At 66.9% G+C, this 15,065-nt stretch carries 13 protein-coding genes; 5 read left to right on the top strand and 8 right to left on the bottom strand.

The window, feature by feature from the left end:
* Positions 1-12 precede the first annotated feature (12 nt).
* Both OG335_RS26265 and OG335_RS26260 read right to left on the bottom strand, forming a co-directional pair.
* A complete protein-coding gene (locus tag OG335_RS26265) occupies positions 13-705 on the bottom strand; it encodes an SDR family oxidoreductase (protein WP_405013577.1) in 693 nt (230 codons plus the stop codon).
* Between the two features lie 83 nt (positions 706-788).
* Complete coding sequence (locus tag OG335_RS26260) at positions 789-2,123, bottom strand: sugar phosphate nucleotidyltransferase (protein WP_405013576.1); 1,335 nt, start codon at positions 2,121-2,123, stop codon at positions 789-791.
* A gap of 378 nt (positions 2,124-2,501) precedes the next feature.
* Between OG335_RS26260 and OG335_RS26255 the strand changes: the two genes are divergently transcribed.
* The 4 genes from OG335_RS26255 to OG335_RS26240 all read left to right on the top strand — a co-directional run bounded on the left by OG335_RS26255 (position 2,502) and on the right by OG335_RS26240 (position 5,824).
* Positions 2,502-2,954, top strand: a complete 453-nt coding sequence (locus OG335_RS26255) for a hypothetical protein (RefSeq protein ID WP_405013575.1) — start codon at positions 2,502-2,504, stop codon at positions 2,952-2,954.
* A 485-nt stretch (positions 2,955-3,439) separates the two neighbouring features.
* Positions 3,440-4,051: an excisionase family DNA-binding protein gene (locus OG335_RS26250; protein ID WP_405013574.1), complete on the top strand. Its 612-nt coding sequence runs from the start codon at positions 3,440-3,442 to the stop codon at positions 4,049-4,051.
* The gene (locus OG335_RS26245; protein ID WP_405013573.1) at positions 4,048-4,617 is read left to right on the top strand and encodes a Fic/DOC family protein; all 570 of its coding nucleotides are present in this window, start codon (positions 4,048-4,050) and stop codon (positions 4,615-4,617) included. Before OG335_RS26250 ends, OG335_RS26245 begins: the two co-directional genes overlap by 4 nt.
* Before the next feature lie 562 nt (positions 4,618-5,179).
* Complete coding sequence (locus OG335_RS26240) at positions 5,180-5,824, top strand: hypothetical protein (RefSeq protein WP_405013572.1); 645 nt, start codon at positions 5,180-5,182, stop codon at positions 5,822-5,824.
* Here OG335_RS26240 and OG335_RS26235 read toward each other — a convergent pair.
* From OG335_RS26235 to OG335_RS26210, 6 genes are all read right to left on the bottom strand, one after another.
* The gene (locus OG335_RS26235; RefSeq protein WP_405013571.1) at positions 5,742-6,572 is read right to left on the bottom strand and encodes an IS5 family transposase; all 831 of its coding nucleotides are present in this window, start codon (positions 6,570-6,572) and stop codon (positions 5,742-5,744) included. The genes OG335_RS26240 and OG335_RS26235 overlap by 83 nt on opposite strands.
* A 270-nt stretch (positions 6,573-6,842) precedes the next feature.
* Entirely contained in the window at positions 6,843-8,096 is a 1,254-nt protein-coding gene (locus OG335_RS26230) for a tyrosine-type recombinase/integrase (RefSeq protein ID WP_405013570.1), read from the bottom strand.
* A 173-nt stretch (positions 8,097-8,269) separates the two neighbouring features.
* On the bottom strand, positions 8,270-8,548 hold the full coding sequence (locus OG335_RS26225) for a helix-turn-helix domain-containing protein (protein WP_405013569.1): 279 nt from the start codon (positions 8,546-8,548) through the stop codon (positions 8,270-8,272).
* A 321-nt stretch (positions 8,549-8,869) separates the two neighbouring features.
* Positions 8,870-10,333, bottom strand: a complete 1,464-nt coding sequence (gene tuf, locus OG335_RS26220; RefSeq protein WP_405013568.1) for an elongation factor Tu — start codon at positions 10,331-10,333, stop codon at positions 8,870-8,872.
* 864 nt (positions 10,334-11,197) lie between these two features.
* Positions 11,198-12,364: a caspase family protein gene (locus OG335_RS26215; protein ID WP_405013567.1), complete on the bottom strand. Its 1,167-nt coding sequence runs from the start codon at positions 12,362-12,364 to the stop codon at positions 11,198-11,200.
* Positions 12,361-13,584 (bottom strand): hypothetical protein, encoded by a 1,224-nt coding sequence (locus OG335_RS26210; protein ID WP_405013566.1) that lies wholly within the window; start codon positions 13,582-13,584, stop codon positions 12,361-12,363. Before OG335_RS26210 ends, OG335_RS26215 begins: the two co-directional genes overlap by 4 nt.
* A 529-nt stretch (positions 13,585-14,113) precedes the next feature.
* Between OG335_RS26210 and OG335_RS26205 the strand changes: the two genes are divergently transcribed.
* Complete coding sequence (locus OG335_RS26205) at positions 14,114-15,040, top strand: DUF5655 domain-containing protein (protein ID WP_405013565.1); 927 nt, start codon at positions 14,114-14,116, stop codon at positions 15,038-15,040.
* Positions 15,041-15,065 lie beyond the last annotated feature (25 nt).

The following is a 15,065-nucleotide window of genomic DNA, read 5'->3' as shown; positions in this document are numbered from 1 at the left end:
GTGCGGCCGGGGTCAGGCCACCAGCGCCCGGTCATGTTCGAGGCTTCCGAACGCCGACTCCCAGGACGCCGAGGCCGGTCCCGGTTCGTTGAAGATCTCGAAGGTGACGCCGCGCGCCTCGGGGCAGCGGAGGGCGTGGACGCACGCGTCGGCGACGTCCGGCCGGGAGACCTGACCGAAGCCGCGGTCGCCCTGCTCCAGCCGTACGCGGTGTCCGGCCGATCTGTCGTCGAGCAGCCAGCCGGGACGGACGACCGTGTAGGGCAGTCCGGACTCGCGGAGCAGGTCCTCGCCGGCTCTTCTCCAGTCGAGCAGCCGGCCGTACGCGTTGAGCGGGTGGCCCTGGTGCGTCACGTGGAGCTGGCTGATCAGCACGACGTGCGGGCGCTCGCCACCGGCGGTGGCGGCTTCCAGCGTGTTCGCGACGCCGAGGAACATCGTGGCCTCGGGCCGGTCGGGCCCTTCGTCGTCGGTGCCGGGTTCGACGCAGAACACCACCGTCGACGCGCCGGCGAGCGGCCGGCCGAGCGAGGCCGGGTCACGGACGTCGCCGGGCGCGTACGTCGCGCCGGGCGGGAGGTTGCGGCGGGCGTGCTGGGCGCTGCGGCCGACGGCGCGCACCCGCTCGCCCTGCTCCAGGAGCCGCCGCACGATCAGCCGTCCGGTGCGGCCGGCGCCGCCTACCACCACTGCCAGGTTCTCCATCGGGTTCCTCCTCGGTGCCTCGACGTGCTGGGGGGGGTGTTGCGTGGTTGGTGGTGCGGGGCCGTCCGGACGGGTTGAGGCCGTCAGACCCACTGCAGGATGTCGTCGGAACAGGTCAGGGCGGTGCCGGAGGGCAGGTTGGCGATCGGTGGCACCCGCAGCCTGGGGTAGACGCTGACGCCGGAGAGCCGGGTGCCCGCCCACAGGTGCGCGCCGTCGCCGACGGCCGAGAAGCCGTCGAGGCGCACCGGCCGTCTTCGGTCGGAGTGGATCTCCACCATGGGGCCGATGTAGGAGTCGCTGATCTCGGCGTACGGGCCGACCACGGAGGAGTCGCCGAGGGACGCGCCGGTGAGCCGGGCGCCCTCGTGGAGCTCGGCGCCGTCGCCGATGTCGGCGTACTCGAGCCGGACGCCGCTGCCGACCGACACGTGCCGGCCGATCCGGACGCCGTCCCCGATGACCACGCTGCCGTCGGCGATCTTGGCGGCGAGGGTGGTGCCGGTGCGGTCGTCCCGGGTCTGCAGGCTCGACTCGTGGATCCAGTAGCGCGGCTCGTCGCTGAACGGGTCGGCCATGAGCTCGTTCATCTGCGGGTAGTCCCCGGAGAGGACGCCCTTGAGGGTGACCAGGTAGTCCTCGACGTTGCCGAGGTCGCCCAGCCGCGAGATGTGATGGGACGCCACGGGCAGGCCGTGGCCGACGAGGTAGGGCAGCAGGTCCTTGCCCCAGTCGAGCCGCTGGTGGGCCAGGCGCATCAGCTGCGGGTCGCGGGCGGCCTGCCGGAGGCGGCCGCAGTCGACGAGGTACATGCCGGCGTTGGTGGGGACGAGCCCGCAGCCGCCGTCCAGCACGTCGGGGAAGAGCGCGTCGAGCTCGTCGCGGCCGGGCTTCTCGACGAAACCGGTGACCAGGTCCTCCTCGTCGGTGCGCATGACGCCGTACTTGCCGGCGACCTCGGCGGGCGTGCGGGCCACCGCCGCGACGGTGACCACGGCGTCGTGGCTCGTGTGGGTGGCCTCCAGCTCGGCGAGCGAGAAGTCGAAGATGGAGTCGACCGGCAGCACGAGGGCCCGCCCGGTGAGGTTCCACTGCTCCAGGTTGTGGAGGGTGGCGGACCCGGAGCCGACGTTGTAGCGGTCGAAGCTGGACCGCGAGTAGCGGACCTCGATGCCGTAGCGCTCGCCGTGGCCGAGCAGCAGCTTGATCTGGCTGCGGTTCTCCAGCCCCTGCGCCACGACGTAGAACTTCCTGATGCCCTGTCGTCGGCAGGCGTCGACCACCCACTCGACGAGTCGGCGGCCGGCGAACGGGATCAGCGCTTTGCTCCTGATGTAGTCGGCGGACTCCAGGGTGATGGGCTTCGCCCGCTCACCGCGTCCTCCGGCCAGGATGATCCCGACCGTCTCTCCGTCCACGTCCACCGTCCTGACCCCCATACGTCGACGCTCTACCACCCAAGATACAACACGCCATGTCAAATCTTGTCAACCATTGAGTCAAGTCGGTCGCCGCCGACGCCCCTCCCTCACGGCGGGAAGGGGTCGACCGTGATGGCATGGGCGGGTCACGGGAAATGGCAGACGGCATTCCGGTCCCGGAAATCAGCCCGATCCACGGCCCGGTCCCGGGAAATATCGAGCGCCCGCGGAACGGGGGGGACAAACCGAACGTATAGGGCCGGACACCCGGAGCGACTTCTCCTGGTGCTGGCGGTACGGCATGATTGGGAACCTCGCCGATCAATGACCGGGTGACAGACGCGGCGTTGCGGAGAAATGGGGATGCAGGGGGACATGGCAACGAGGGTCCGGCGCGCTGCCTTCTTCGATCTCCAGAACACCTCCGGCCCGCAGGCCGACATCGCCCGCGGGGCGATGGCGAGACACCGGGCGGCCGGTGACATCCTCGTCCTGGTCCTCCCCTTTCGCGGCGAACCTGCCGCCACCACGCTTTTCGGCCACGAGGCCGATCTGGTGCTCCACGTGGAGCAGAGCCGCCCGTTAACGGCGGGGGCGTCGGCCACCGTGGACGCCGCGGCCAAATCCGAAGTCATTGTCGAAGCCATGACACGATTGCACCTGGACGCCGTCACCTGTTTCGGCTATGGAGACCATTGCGGCGGCAAGGGCCTGCTCTGCGTGGTCGGGAATCCCCGGGTCGTCGGATATGACGCGGAACTCCTGGAACTGGCCCGCCTCAAGGGATGGCCGATGCTCGACGAACCCGCACTCGACGGAATTGCCTGAGCCACCCGGACGCGGCCGCCCCCGGCCCGGAGCACCGGGAGGGGCGGCGGACGAGTCGGCCTGTACCCCTGCTTTGGGTCAACCCCGGCGACGGTCACCCCGACCACCCCGACCAGGCACTTTGCAGCGAGGCGGAGGGGACCGTCCGGCCGCTGGAACTTCTCGGTGACATTCGGCCGAGAGGCTTCCGGCCTGACGGAGGCGTACATCCACCCGAAGGACGTGGAGCCCTCGCGCATCGCCGGCCCTACTCGGATTCACTCCGACCACAGGTCTCGGAAGCGGCAGGATGTCACGGCGGCCGGGCGCACCCCCCGAGGGCAAGCGCGGCCGCGCGCTTCCTGCGCGCCTCCACCGGACCCTCCTCGTCCGACTGAGGGGGAAGGTGCGGACTGCTCCCTCCGGCGTCCGAAGGGGGACGGCTCACCACTCCACAGAGTTGCACATATTGCACATGGTTCACTTGTTTCATATGGTTGCGGGTGATGGCAGCCACTCAGAGCTGGGGACGCACCATGCCCGTGACCCACCAGGAACAGAAACCGGCCAAGCAGAAGAAGCAGCTGCGCAAGCGCACCGTCGAGGAGGCCGTGCCATGTCTGCGTGACGCCCTCACCAGCAGTGCCGAGACGTTCCACATCACCGTCGCCGAAGCGGGCAAGGTCACCATGGAGGTGCCGCGCGAAGCCTTGGCGATCCTCATGGAGACCATGGCGCTCATTACCTCCGGCCGTGCGGTCAAGGTAGTCGCCATGAGTGCGGAGCTGTCCACCATCCAGGCGGCGAAGACCCTCGGCGTCTCCCGGCCGCACCTGGTCAAGCTGCTCGACAAGGGCCTGATCGAGTTCCGCATGGTCGGCACCCACCGCCGCGTGGACGTCGCATCCCTGGAGGACTACCGGCGACGCGAACAGAACGAGCAGGCCCGACGTCGCCGAGCGGCGGTCGCCTCCGCCATCGGCTCCACCGAGGCCGAGGGGCTGCGCGTCAGCGCAGACACCACCGCCGACCTCGACGCCTACACACACGGAGAACTCGACTCCGCAACCTTGCGCGCCCGCACCCTCGCCCGCTACACCCGCAAGGCTGCTGAGTGACCGACCCCTACAGCGAGCCCAACGGCGTCCTCCGAAACAGTCTCGGCATCACCGACGCAACCGAGCTCTCCGAGGCCGAAGCGGACATCGCCGCCGTGGAACTCGTCATCCTGGACGCCGAGCCGCTGCCTGGCAGCTACGACCTGGCACACCTGCAAGCGTTCCACCGACAGATCTTCGGCAGCGTGTACCCGTGGGCCGGAGAGCTGCGCACCGTCGAGATCTCCAAGGGCACATCGTTCTGCCCGTCGATCCACATCGCCTCCTTCGCGGAGGACGTGTTCCGTAAGCTCGCCGACCACGACCACCTACAAGGTTTGGACCGCCCGGAGTTCATCCGAGCCCTGGCCGACCTGTACGGCGACGTGAACGCCATCCACCCCTTCCGGGAAGGCAACGGCCGCACCCAGCGCGCCTTCCTCGCCCAACTCGCCCGCAAAGCCGGATACGACATCTCCTGGCAGGACATGAACCAGGAGGAGAACATCGCCGCATCGGTGGCCAGCTTCAACGCGAACAACGACCTGCTGGAGAAGATGCTCGACGCCTTGGTGCGCCCTGCCTGACTGGCGTCCGCAGGCGGGGCAGTCTCGGGCTCGGACCGTCAGGGCGACGCGGTCCGAGTACAAGCATCCGGTCGCTGATGGAACACAAGCCGTACCCTGCCTTCGCCCCATGGGCCCTGCCCCGCTCCGCGTCAGACCTGCTCGACCATCCCAAATCAAGATCATCCCCAGGGATTCTTCAGGGATTCTCCGCCCCGTCCGAGGGATATCCGAGGGACTCCTCACCGCCTGACACGGTAAGCCCCTGAAAGCACGGAAAGGGCCTTCGACGCAGGTCGGAGGCCCTTCCCCGGGCAAAGCCCCAGCTGGGGGCGGACGAGTCGGCCTGTACGCCGGGTTCAGGCCCTTCCAGTGTCGATCATGTCTTGACCTGCGTGTTTGCATGATCTTTTCGGCTCTTTGCGCCCCCGGGGACTTCTCGGGGACTTTCAGAGCGTGGTGGTGAACCATGCTGTAGCTCGATGAGCTGCGGTTTTCCGGTTGGTTGGGTGTGGTGGTGGCCGGGGCGGGGCAGGCAGCGGACGGTTGGTTCTGTCTGTCCGGGAGGTGCATGGTGCCGTCGGTGATCGCTTTGCTGGAGTGCCGTGAAGCGCGGGCGCGCGAAGAGCTCGAGTCCTGGCTGGAGGCGATGCGGGAGGCCGAGGAGCACGCTGTCGCGGCCCGGCAGCGTGTGGACCGTGCGCGCATCGCCCGTGAAGAGGTGTTGCGCGCGCTGGCCGAGGAGGGGGAAGGCGCCACCCGGCGCGCGGAGAGCGGGCTGGGAGCGGCATCCGCGCAGAGCGGGGAGGACGACCTGCCGTCAGGATCGGTAGCGGGGCCGGTCGGGACGGTGACGGCGGTGCCGGTGACCGTGCCGCAGGCGGTGCCCGCCGGGGCGGGTGGGGGTACTGACCGTGATCCGCGGCCGCCGGCCTGGCGGGCCGGTCTGGGCGAGGAGGTGCTGTCGGGGGTCTACCGGCAGGTCTTCGCCGTGGCTGCGGCAGCGTCGGGGCAGGTGACCGTGCAGGAGCTGACGCGGGCGCTGGGCCGGGACGCGACACGGATGAACGAGGTGGAGAAGGTGCGGCACCGGGCCTATGCGCTGGAGGCGCGGGGCTGGCTGCTGCGTGAGCGCGGCGGAGTGTTCAGGGCTGTGGCGGGTCCAGCCGGTGGGCCCGCCGCTCCGGCCAGTGCAGCCGCTGCCGCGCCAGCCGCCGGGTCAGCGTGACCAGGCCGGCCCACCACACCATCTGCTCGTGGTGATCGGAGCGCCGCTCATGGTCCCGGTTCAGCCGGCGGGCCCGTGACAGCCACCCCAGGGTGCGCTCCACAATCCACCGGCGCGCGAGCACCACGAACCCCCTCTGCCCGTCGCTCCGCCGCACGACCTCGACCTTCACCCCGTGCCGGGCGAAGGCCTGCGCGAGGGCCTGGCCCTGGTAGGCGCTGTCGGCCCATACCAGCTTCAACAGCCGGCCCGGCGCGGCCATGAACCGCGCCAGCAACTCCGGGGCGGCCATCGAGTCGTGCACGTTGGCGGGCGTGACGGTGACTTCCAGCAGCAGGCCGAGTGTGTCGGTCAGGATGTGGCGCTTGCGGCCGTCGCGTGATTTCGCGCCGTCGTAGCCGCGGCTGTCGCCGGTGACGGTGTCCGCGCCGTCCACCGACTGCGCATCGATGATCGCGGCGCTCGGCTCGGCGGGCCGTCCCTGCCGCTGTCGTTCGATGCGACGCAGCCGCTGGTACAGCTCGCGTACGTAGCCGTGCCGGCACCACCGCCGGAAGAAGTCGTATACCGCCCGCCACCAGGGGAAATCGGCGGGGACAGCGCGCCATTTCGCCCCGTTGTCGACGACGTACCGGACCGCGTCGACCATTTCCCGGTGGCAGAACGCCTCCGGGCGCCCACCGCGGCCCTCCAGCCAGGCCGGGACCGGCATCGACGCACGGATCCGGGCCCACTCCGCGTCGGTCATATCGGTGGGATAGCGCTCAGCACGCCGCCCGGCAGCGATCGCCCCGTACAGGTGTACGTAGCAGTCACACGGAAGAGGGGCCGGAATAGACCACGTGGCATCGGAAGTGGTCAACTGGATACGCAGCGGGTCTCCTTGGACGACTTTGGTCTCGACAACCACGTCTCTACCGAGGGACCCGCTCTTTCATGCCTACCTCGGCACCAGCACCTGCGTGCGAGGCATCACCCACCCGGGTAGCCGAACGCCAGTCGCTTCACCACCACGCTCTCAGTCGACGGCGGCGAACCATGCCTCGATGGCGGAGAGTCCGCGAGCTCCAGCCTGGGGCATGAAGTGAGTGTAGGTGCGCAGGGTGAAGGCCGGGTCGGAGTGTCCGAGCCAGTTCGCCAGGGAGACGATCGACTCACCCGCCTCGAGCATTACCGAGGCGTACGTATGCCTCAGCACATGGAAGCCGTGTTCCCGGCTCGGCTCCCAGACCCGGGTTGCCTTCTCCCCGGGGTTCGGCTTCGCGAGGGGCAGGATCACCCCTGCCTCGGCGAGCGCCGGCTTCCAGGTCTTCGTGTTCCAGGTGGTGCGGTTGATCGCCCCGTGTCGCGTCGTGGTGACCAGCAGCGGGACGGTCACCGTGCGACGCTTCTCCCGGGGGAGGTCCGGCTCCTCCGGGTCCAGCCACGGCAGGGTCACGAGGACGGGCTTCAGCCGCTCTTGATGCATCTGCAACCGCATGGCAAGAGCAGCTGTCAGCGGCACGTCGCGCTCCTTGCCGCCCTTCGGCGGGCCGAAGTACAGCTGTGAGCGGTGCCGCAGGATCTGCCGTTCGATGTGCACCGAGTCGCCCCGGACGTCCTCCGGACTGAACGCGAACGCCTCACCCTGACGCAGACCACAGCCGACACCGAGGTCGAGCGCGACCTGGTAGCGCTCGGAGAGCCCCCGACGCACAGCATCCACACGCGGCTGGTCCCATGATCGCGCCTTCCGCTCCGGCTTCTTCGGCGGCTTGATACTGCTGTTGCCCTTGCAGGGGTTACGAAAGAGTCGCTTGTCCTCCACCGCTGCCTGCATGATCGCCTTGAGATAGATCCAGGCGATGTGTGCCGTGCCGGCTCCGACCGTGCGCTGCACATCGGCGGACCACTTTCGGAGTTCGGCGGCGCCGATGTCCCGCAGCTCGGTCTCGCCGAGGTGCGGCAGCAGGTGTCCCCAGATCCGGTAGCGCATGCTCTCCAACGTCTGCGCCGGGTGGACCTGTGACGGCCACCAGTGCTTCTCGACGTACTCGCGGAAGGTGATCTCACCGTCGCGAACGTCTACGAACTCGCCTCGACGCGAGTCGGTTTGAGCTTCGGCGAGCCATGCCTTGGCATCCGCGACCGTGTCGAATGAGCGGTCCTGGACGCCTGGGATCCCCTTCACCCGGTAGCGGGTGCGCTTCCCCCAGAGTTCGGTGCGCTCACGCTTGCCCGTCTCCTTGTTGGGCCGCTTCTTCAGCCACCTGTCTTCTATGTACCCCGCCACTCGAGACCTCCTCTGTTCCGCTTTGCTGACGTGCCCAGCGCACCTCCGTGTCGCGCGCACCACACAGACGACTTCCGCGTGCACGAAATTCCGCATGCAGACGACTTCTTCAACCACTTGTTCCTACGGGCCCGAGCGCTTCCCCAGCCGACCTCCCCCGGAGGCCGTCATCATCAAGCTGCTCGGCGCGGAGAGCGCGACTGCGACGGCTTGTTCAGCGGGTTGAGAGCCGGGTTCGAACGCGAATCGGCTTCTTGCTGCTCTGCCAGCCATGCGTCGAGCAGGTCTCGGCGGTACATGACCCGACCCCCCGGGCCCATGCGGAAGCTGGGCGGGCCCTGCCTCCGATGACGCCAGATGTAGAGGGTGTTCACCGAGATGCCGAGATACGTCGCCGCGTTCTGCACGTTCAGGAACGCTGTCTCGACGGCGGGCTGGGCCTGATTGCGCATCACGAGTCTCCTGGCGAGGGTGCCGCCACAACGGCGGGGGGGTGGCCTCCCGCCGACCGTGTGGGCGTACCTGAAGAACCCTGCCGGCGGACGACCAGGATCCGGACGATCGCCGGTTTGGTCAGGCCGCCATCCAGTGATACGAGTCGCCGTCCCGGGGCACCCGGGAAGTTCGAGCCCAGGTGTCGACAAGGGGTGAATCGAGGGCCACGGACGGCGGGTGGCACGAGGTGGCCCTGCTCCAAGCGCCCCGGACGACGAACGCCGGCTAGTCGCTCGGCCCGCTCGCGTATGCGGCCTGGACGGGGTGAGCCACGACCATCATTTGATGATCTTGGTGATCTGACCTGCGCCGACGGTGCGGCCACCCTCACGGATGGCGAACTTCAGGCCTTCCTCCATGGCGATCGGCTGGATCAGCGCGACGGTCATGGCGGTGTTGTCGCCCGGCATGACCATCTCGGTGCCCTCAGGGAAGGTCACGACGCCGGTCACGTCAGTGGTACGGAAGTAGAACTGCGGACGGTAGTTGTTGAAGATGGGGGTGTGCCGGCCGCCCTCGTCCTTCGACAGGATGTAAGCCTGGGCCTCGAAGTCGGTGTGCGGCGTGACCGAACCCGGCTTGATGATGACCTGACCGCGCTCGACGTCCTCGCGCTTGATGCCGCGCAGGAGCAGACCGACGTTCTCGCCCGCCTGGCCCTCGTCGAGCAGCTTGCGGAACATCTCGATGCCGGTGACCGTAGTGGTGGTCTTGGTCTCCTTGATGCCGATGATGTCGACAGTCTCGTTGACCTTGAGGGCGCCGCGTTCGATACGACCGGTGACGACGGTGCCACGACCGGTGATCGTGAAGACGTCCTCGATCGGCATCAGGAACGGCTGATCCTCGGCGCGAGTCGGGGTGGGGACGCTGTCGTCGACGGCGTGCATGAGGCCGAGGAGCTTCTCGCCCCACTCCTTGTCGCCCTCGAGCGCCTTGAGCGCCGAGACGCGCACGACCGGCAGGTCGTCGCCCGGGAACTCGTACTCGGAGAGGAGCTCACGGACCTCGAGCTCGACGAGCTCCAGGATCTCCTCGTCGTCCACCATGTCGGCCTTGTTCAGGGCGACGACGATGTAGGGAACGCCGACCTGGCGGGCCAGGAGGACGTGCTCCTTGGTCTGCGGCATCGGGCCGTCGGTGGCGGCGACGACGAGGATGGCGCCGTCCATCTGGGCAGCACCGGTGATCATGTTCTTGATGTAGTCAGCGTGACCCGGGCAGTCGACGTGGGCGTAGTGACGCGCCTCGGTCTGGTACTCGACGTGCGCGATCGAGATGGTGATACCGCGCTGCCGCTCCTCCGGCGCCTTGTCGATCTGGTCGAACGGCGTGAAGGGGTTGATGTCCGGGTACGCGTCGTGCAGCACCTTGGTGATCGCCGCGGTCAGCGTGGTCTTACCGTGGTCGATGTGACCAATGGTGCCGATGTTGACGTGGGGCTTCGTCCGCTCGAACCTGGGCCTGGCTCCACTGGTCGGCTCGGGTGACGGGCGGGTTCTTTGACCGCCCGGTGTGGCAGGAGTGAGCAACGTCCGCATGGGCTCGGCGTGGGCCGGAGAAGTGCCCGCTGCGCTGGTCGGAAATCGCTCCGGGTTGTTCGGGTCAGTGCCCCAGAAGGTGCTCAGCAGGGACCCGCTGGTCGCGTTGAGGTAGAGGGCGAGGAAGTGCCGTTTGGAGACAATGGCGTTGTCCTCGTCCGACAGTAGTTGCAGTCCGTCGCTGAGCATGCGAAGTCCCATGGTCAGTGAGGGAAGTCCATGATGTACGGCGGACAGCAGTGCTGCGCGGACTGCGGACGGTTCCGGGCGCTGTTGAAGCAGTGCCCACGCGAGGATGGTCTGGGCATCTGGCGATGACGGGAGAGCGGCAACAAGCGCCTCGGAGCGGTCGAGTGCCTGCCCGTCTCCCATACGAAGCAGGTAGTAACCAAGGGCAATGTCGAGGAGCGGCTGCTCGGACTCTCCGGGCCGGCCGCCTGCTGTCCGGAGCGCCTCGGCCGCGACCGTTCTGGCAGCGGGCAGGTCGCCGTTGTGAAGGAACGACAACAGCGTGTGCCCAAGACCCAACGGAAGAGTGAGGTCTCCCGGATCCGGCCCGAGCTGCAGCCAGGTGCCCTCCGGGACGACCACGCAATAGGGCGCCCGGTCAGGGCCTCCCACCTGAAGTATCTGCGCAGCCGGCGGCAGGATTCTCGCGAGGCCCGGGTCCCTTGTGAAGACGTCAACTGTCGGACGGAACACCTCCGAGGACTGTTCCCACCGCCACGCTGCGACCCAGTCGCCGGAGCCTGCAATCTGGGCGGCGGGGCGGGGCATCGGCAGGTCCTCCTGGCAGGTGGACGTCAAGAGGACGGGAGGGCACCCGTCGTCTGCCAGGAAGCACGCCGACAGCCGACTTCCGGACGCCAGCCGCCCACGCGCATGGTAGGTCCCCGACGCGGGCAGCACCACCTCTGTCGTCTGATTGACGCGCACCACGGCCAGTGCGACGAGGCGCAGCTCGGAGTCGACGACCTCGACCCCGCCGACCACCGTTCCCGACGGAACGCCGGCATGACGATACTCAAGCCCGATTGTGAGCGGCCTCGTTGCATCCACGGCTAGCTAGACCGTTCTCACCGGGTAGTCCCATTCGAAGTACGGCGTGTCGAAATTATCGGAGAATTGATCCGAAATGTACGGGCTATCCGCCGGGAAGGTCATTCTGACGACATGGACGCCCGCCTGGGTCCGGTCCAGCCAGTCGGACGGCTGAGGTGGGCGTACTTTCGGGGGGCGGATGGTGGAGTGGGACAGATCCCAGTGCGCGCTCGAGAGTGCCTCTCTGGGGAGGCAGCCGAGGCGGAAGGGGATTTCCGGGGGGCCGTCAAGGGTGCGCAGGACACTCGACCCTGTTTGCTCACCGTCGGGCGTGAAAGCGGGGACGAGATCTCCATTTCTTGCATTCCATGCCAGTACGTCGCGGAACTTAGGCACCATATAGTCGGTCAGTAGCTGCCAGCCCGCCGTGTTCTTGTGCGCGCCCAGTCCGTCGAGGGTTTGGATCAGAAATCGGGTGAACGGTGTGGGTTGGTTCGGTTGAGCGTGGACTTTCTGTCCCGGTGCCGCCGAGAAAATGATGGGGGCATCCCTTGTCAGACCCAGGTTGCTCCTCAGGTCGAAGCCGAGCAGGGCTCGGCTACTGCTCTCCGCGTATTTCTCCAGGTCGGCCGGGAGGTTGCGGCAGGAGTCCACAAAGAAGCATTGGGTGCGCGCTTGACATCTTCGCATTTCGAGGAACGTCCTGCGGAAGTTCACCACTGATTTGAACAGTGCGGCTGGGTCTTTCCCAAGATCTTCCATCAAGATCTCCTGTTGCTGGCCTCCGCGCTCCCAGCCATGTCCGCAAAAGAAGAAGATAGCAATGTTCTCGGAATGTGTATTGCAGTGGTCGAACCAGCGCCGACAGGCAGCTTCGGCCGAATCGAAGGTTGCGGGATCGATCATCTGCGGACCGTTGGCCGTTTGAAGGCTTACGGGGTGTTCGGAGGAAATGAGGACCTCGAGCGTGCCCAGCGGCGGGTCCGAGGAATGCCGAGTCGAATCCAGCAGCCATTGGGCGAATGCTGCGGCCGACAGAGGCGCGGACGTCAAGGGCTCGACGCCTCGCAGCAAGCGCCTCACAGTGCCGTCGCCGCCCAGAGGATTGACACAGTACGGATACGATCCCACACCGATAACAAATGCGTGCACGTGCGGGTCGGATCCGTTGCCGACGGAGATGTGAGTCACGCCGGAGCCTCCTTGACCCTCTTGACCAGGCGCGAATGAAAGTTCGGCTGGCGGAAGTAAGCGGAATGGGCCCATGCCGCATTTGTCGGGTAATCGTAGTCCTCTGCGCCCTCGAAGATCGGAGACGCGCGATAGGCGAGCACGTCGCTGCGGTCCACCACATTGATCCACCGGCCGACGTTGGGAAGCCTCGGCACCTTCTGATTTTCTTCCGTGGGCAGCTCGGCGGCGCGAACAGATTCAAAGAGCCACAATTCCGCGAAAAGTCCAACCTGGGATCCGACCGTGACCAGAAGGTCGACATTCAAGTCTTTCCGAAAGTTACTGAGAATGTCGTATACGATATTCCCACCCATGCTGTGGGCCACGACGACGAGCGGCTCCCCGGGGCGAGTCTCGGAAATTCCTTCGCAAATCCCGCCGGCGACAACCTCGACGATCCCCTTTGGATCGTTCAGATATGTGAAGACATCCCCTAGGAGCAGCGATATCGGCTTCCCGGCAAGGCGTCGAGCACCGTTCGCCGTGCGTGTTACAGGTACACCGACCAGGGCATGCTTGATCCGATCCGTCGCCCCGGAAAGGATTGCAGAGGCGCGATCCAGGGCGGCCCTGACGCTCAGGGACTCCACAGAAGCCTCGGTCCGGCCCCGCCGGGAGTTCCGCAGGAGGAGGTCCATAAAATCGTCGTCATCAACGGAATTAGCGAGCCACGGGTACCTCTGCTCCTCACACAGGCCCGGGGCAAGAAATTCCTGCTCCGTGCAGTATTCCTCGAGGAGCTCGGCAAGGTCTGCCAGCTCGCCTACCTCGCCGGCATCGAGAGCATGAAGATCGACTGACGCGAACAGCAGGTCAATGGCGTCGCGCATACTGGCCCTGGCTGTGCTCATGACCACTTGCGAGGGCTCTATCGGGTCGCTCCCCGACTTGGCGGCTGTGGCGGCAAGATCCGAGAGGTCGCCCGCCGAAACATCCATTGATTCACCCGCCCCGATGGGAAGGCAGGCGTGATTCCAATGTAGATCTGCCCCGTGACTAAAGCCCCACGGTGGACTGATGATCGGAATTTTTTCGGCGGCGGGGCCGTGGAACGCAGACAGTAGATATTTCTTGAATAACTTGTCGCGAAGATTTGCCTCGTCGCCGAGGTCACTTTCTTTGCGATTTCCAATCCCGTGAACAAACACCATTGCCATGATTTGCGCCTCGGTTCGCATCAGGCGGCGGGTGTACTGAAATCAAGTCTAGATCTACCTTCCACCCTCAGCGACCTTGGGGCGACCGCTGGCAACTGCGGAGATCTGTCGTTCATGAGATCGGTCAGCAGTCCGTAATCGGCATGGCGACGGCAGGGCAAGGGACTGGCGCGGAAGGTGGTCGAGCAGCATCACCTGCGTCTCGCAAACTTGCTAGGAAGTAAGGGTCGATCGTATTGCGGCATCGATCCGTGGCGTTTTTGCTCAGATTTTGCACGTCTGCAGGGCGGTGACAGACGGTGATTCCTGCAGGGCATGCCGGTCCTCGGGCGGGAGCAGGGCGAGGGCGCTGGCGGGCGAGCCTTTCCGAACAGGCGAGGCCTGAGGTTGCCGCCGATTCGAGGCCGATGAGAAGACCACGACCGGCTCCAGCCTGCGAGGCGAGCGATCGGCAGCGACAGCAGCAGGGCGGGCCGATACTCCTACCGAGGGAATATCCCGTCCAGCTCGTTGATTCGTCTCCCCGTACTGGCGCGATGACGGGGGACAAGTGACCGACCTCAAGGTGTTCCGGCTCGGCCTGGATGGCCAGGACGTTGAGCTGCGGGGCTCGACGATGTCGCTTGAGGTCGAGCTGCAACGGAGAGTCGAGTCCAGCATGGAAGCGATGCTGGGCATCCGCTTCGTGGCATCGGAGTACCCGACGGGGCCGTGGCATCGGGGTCGGATCGACTCCCTCGGGCTCGACGAGAACGGCACTCCGGTAGTGATCGAGTACAAAAAGGGCAGCGACCACGGGGTGGTGACGCAGGCGGTCTCGTACCTGTCCTGGCTCAAGAGCAGCCGCCACGAGTTCAAGGCTCTCGTGCAGGAGAAGCTGGGCGCCGAGGCGGCGGAGAGCATCGACTGGCGGAACCCGCGGGTGGTCTGCATCGCCGCCGACTTCTTCCGGCACGACCGGACCGCGATCTACCTCATGGGTCAGCGCATCGACCTGGTGCGGTACCGGATCTTCGACGACGGGCTGCTCAGCCTGCTCCTGGTGGAGTCGGCCCCGGGCGTCGCCGTGGCCGCCGGGCCACGGGCGGCGGTCGAGCGCGCTGGCGATGCCCTGGAGGCGGCGCCGAGCTCGGCGGAGGCGATCGTGGCTGAGCCGCCGGCACCGCTGCGGGCGCTCTATGAGGAGTTGTGCGGGGCTCTGACCAAGTCGGGCGATGTCGAGGTGGAGGCGAAGCTCCATTACGTCGCGTTCCGGCGGATGAGGAACCTGGCGTGTGCGCTGTTCCGCCCGGCCAGCCAAACGATCGTGGTCTATCTGCGGGTGGACCCGGAGAGCGTCGCGCTGGAGGAGGGCTTCACGCGCGATGTGCGGGGGATCGGGCATCTGGGGACTGGTGACCTGGAGGTGCGGATCAGATCGGTGGCCGACTTGGAGCGGGCGGCGCCGCTGATCCAGCGGGCGTTCGACGCGGCCTGACCAACGGCGAAGGGCGACTGCTGCA

Source organism: Kitasatospora sp. NBC_01539, assembly GCF_045040525.1.
Classification (GTDB): domain Bacteria; phylum Actinomycetota; class Actinomycetes; order Streptomycetales; family Streptomycetaceae; genus Kitasatospora.
Note: the sequence above shows the minus strand (reverse complement) of the source record. Positions and strands in the feature narration are given on the sequence as shown.

Coding starts and splice junctions, on each gene's coding strand:
- OG335_RS26210 (WP_405013566.1), bottom strand. CDS start 13,584: ATGCGAACCGAGGCGCAAATCATGGCAATGGTGTTTGTTCACGGGATT.
- OG335_RS26250 (WP_405013574.1), top strand. CDS start 3,440: ATGGCAGCCACTCAGAGCTGGGGACGCACCATGCCCGTGACCCACCAG.
- OG335_RS26255 (WP_405013575.1), top strand. CDS start 2,502: ATGGCAACGAGGGTCCGGCGCGCTGCCTTCTTCGATCTCCAGAACACC.
- OG335_RS26225 (WP_405013569.1), bottom strand. CDS start 8,548: ATGCGCAATCAGGCCCAGCCCGCCGTCGAGACAGCGTTCCTGAACGTG.
- OG335_RS26265 (WP_405013577.1), bottom strand. CDS start 705: ATGGAGAACCTGGCAGTGGTGGTAGGCGGCGCCGGCCGCACCGGACGG.
- OG335_RS26235 (WP_405013571.1), bottom strand. CDS start 6,572: ATGACCGACGCGGAGTGGGCCCGGATCCGTGCGTCGATGCCGGTCCCG.
- tuf (WP_405013568.1), bottom strand. CDS start 10,333: ATGGGACTTCGCATGCTCAGCGACGGACTGCAACTACTGTCGGACGAG.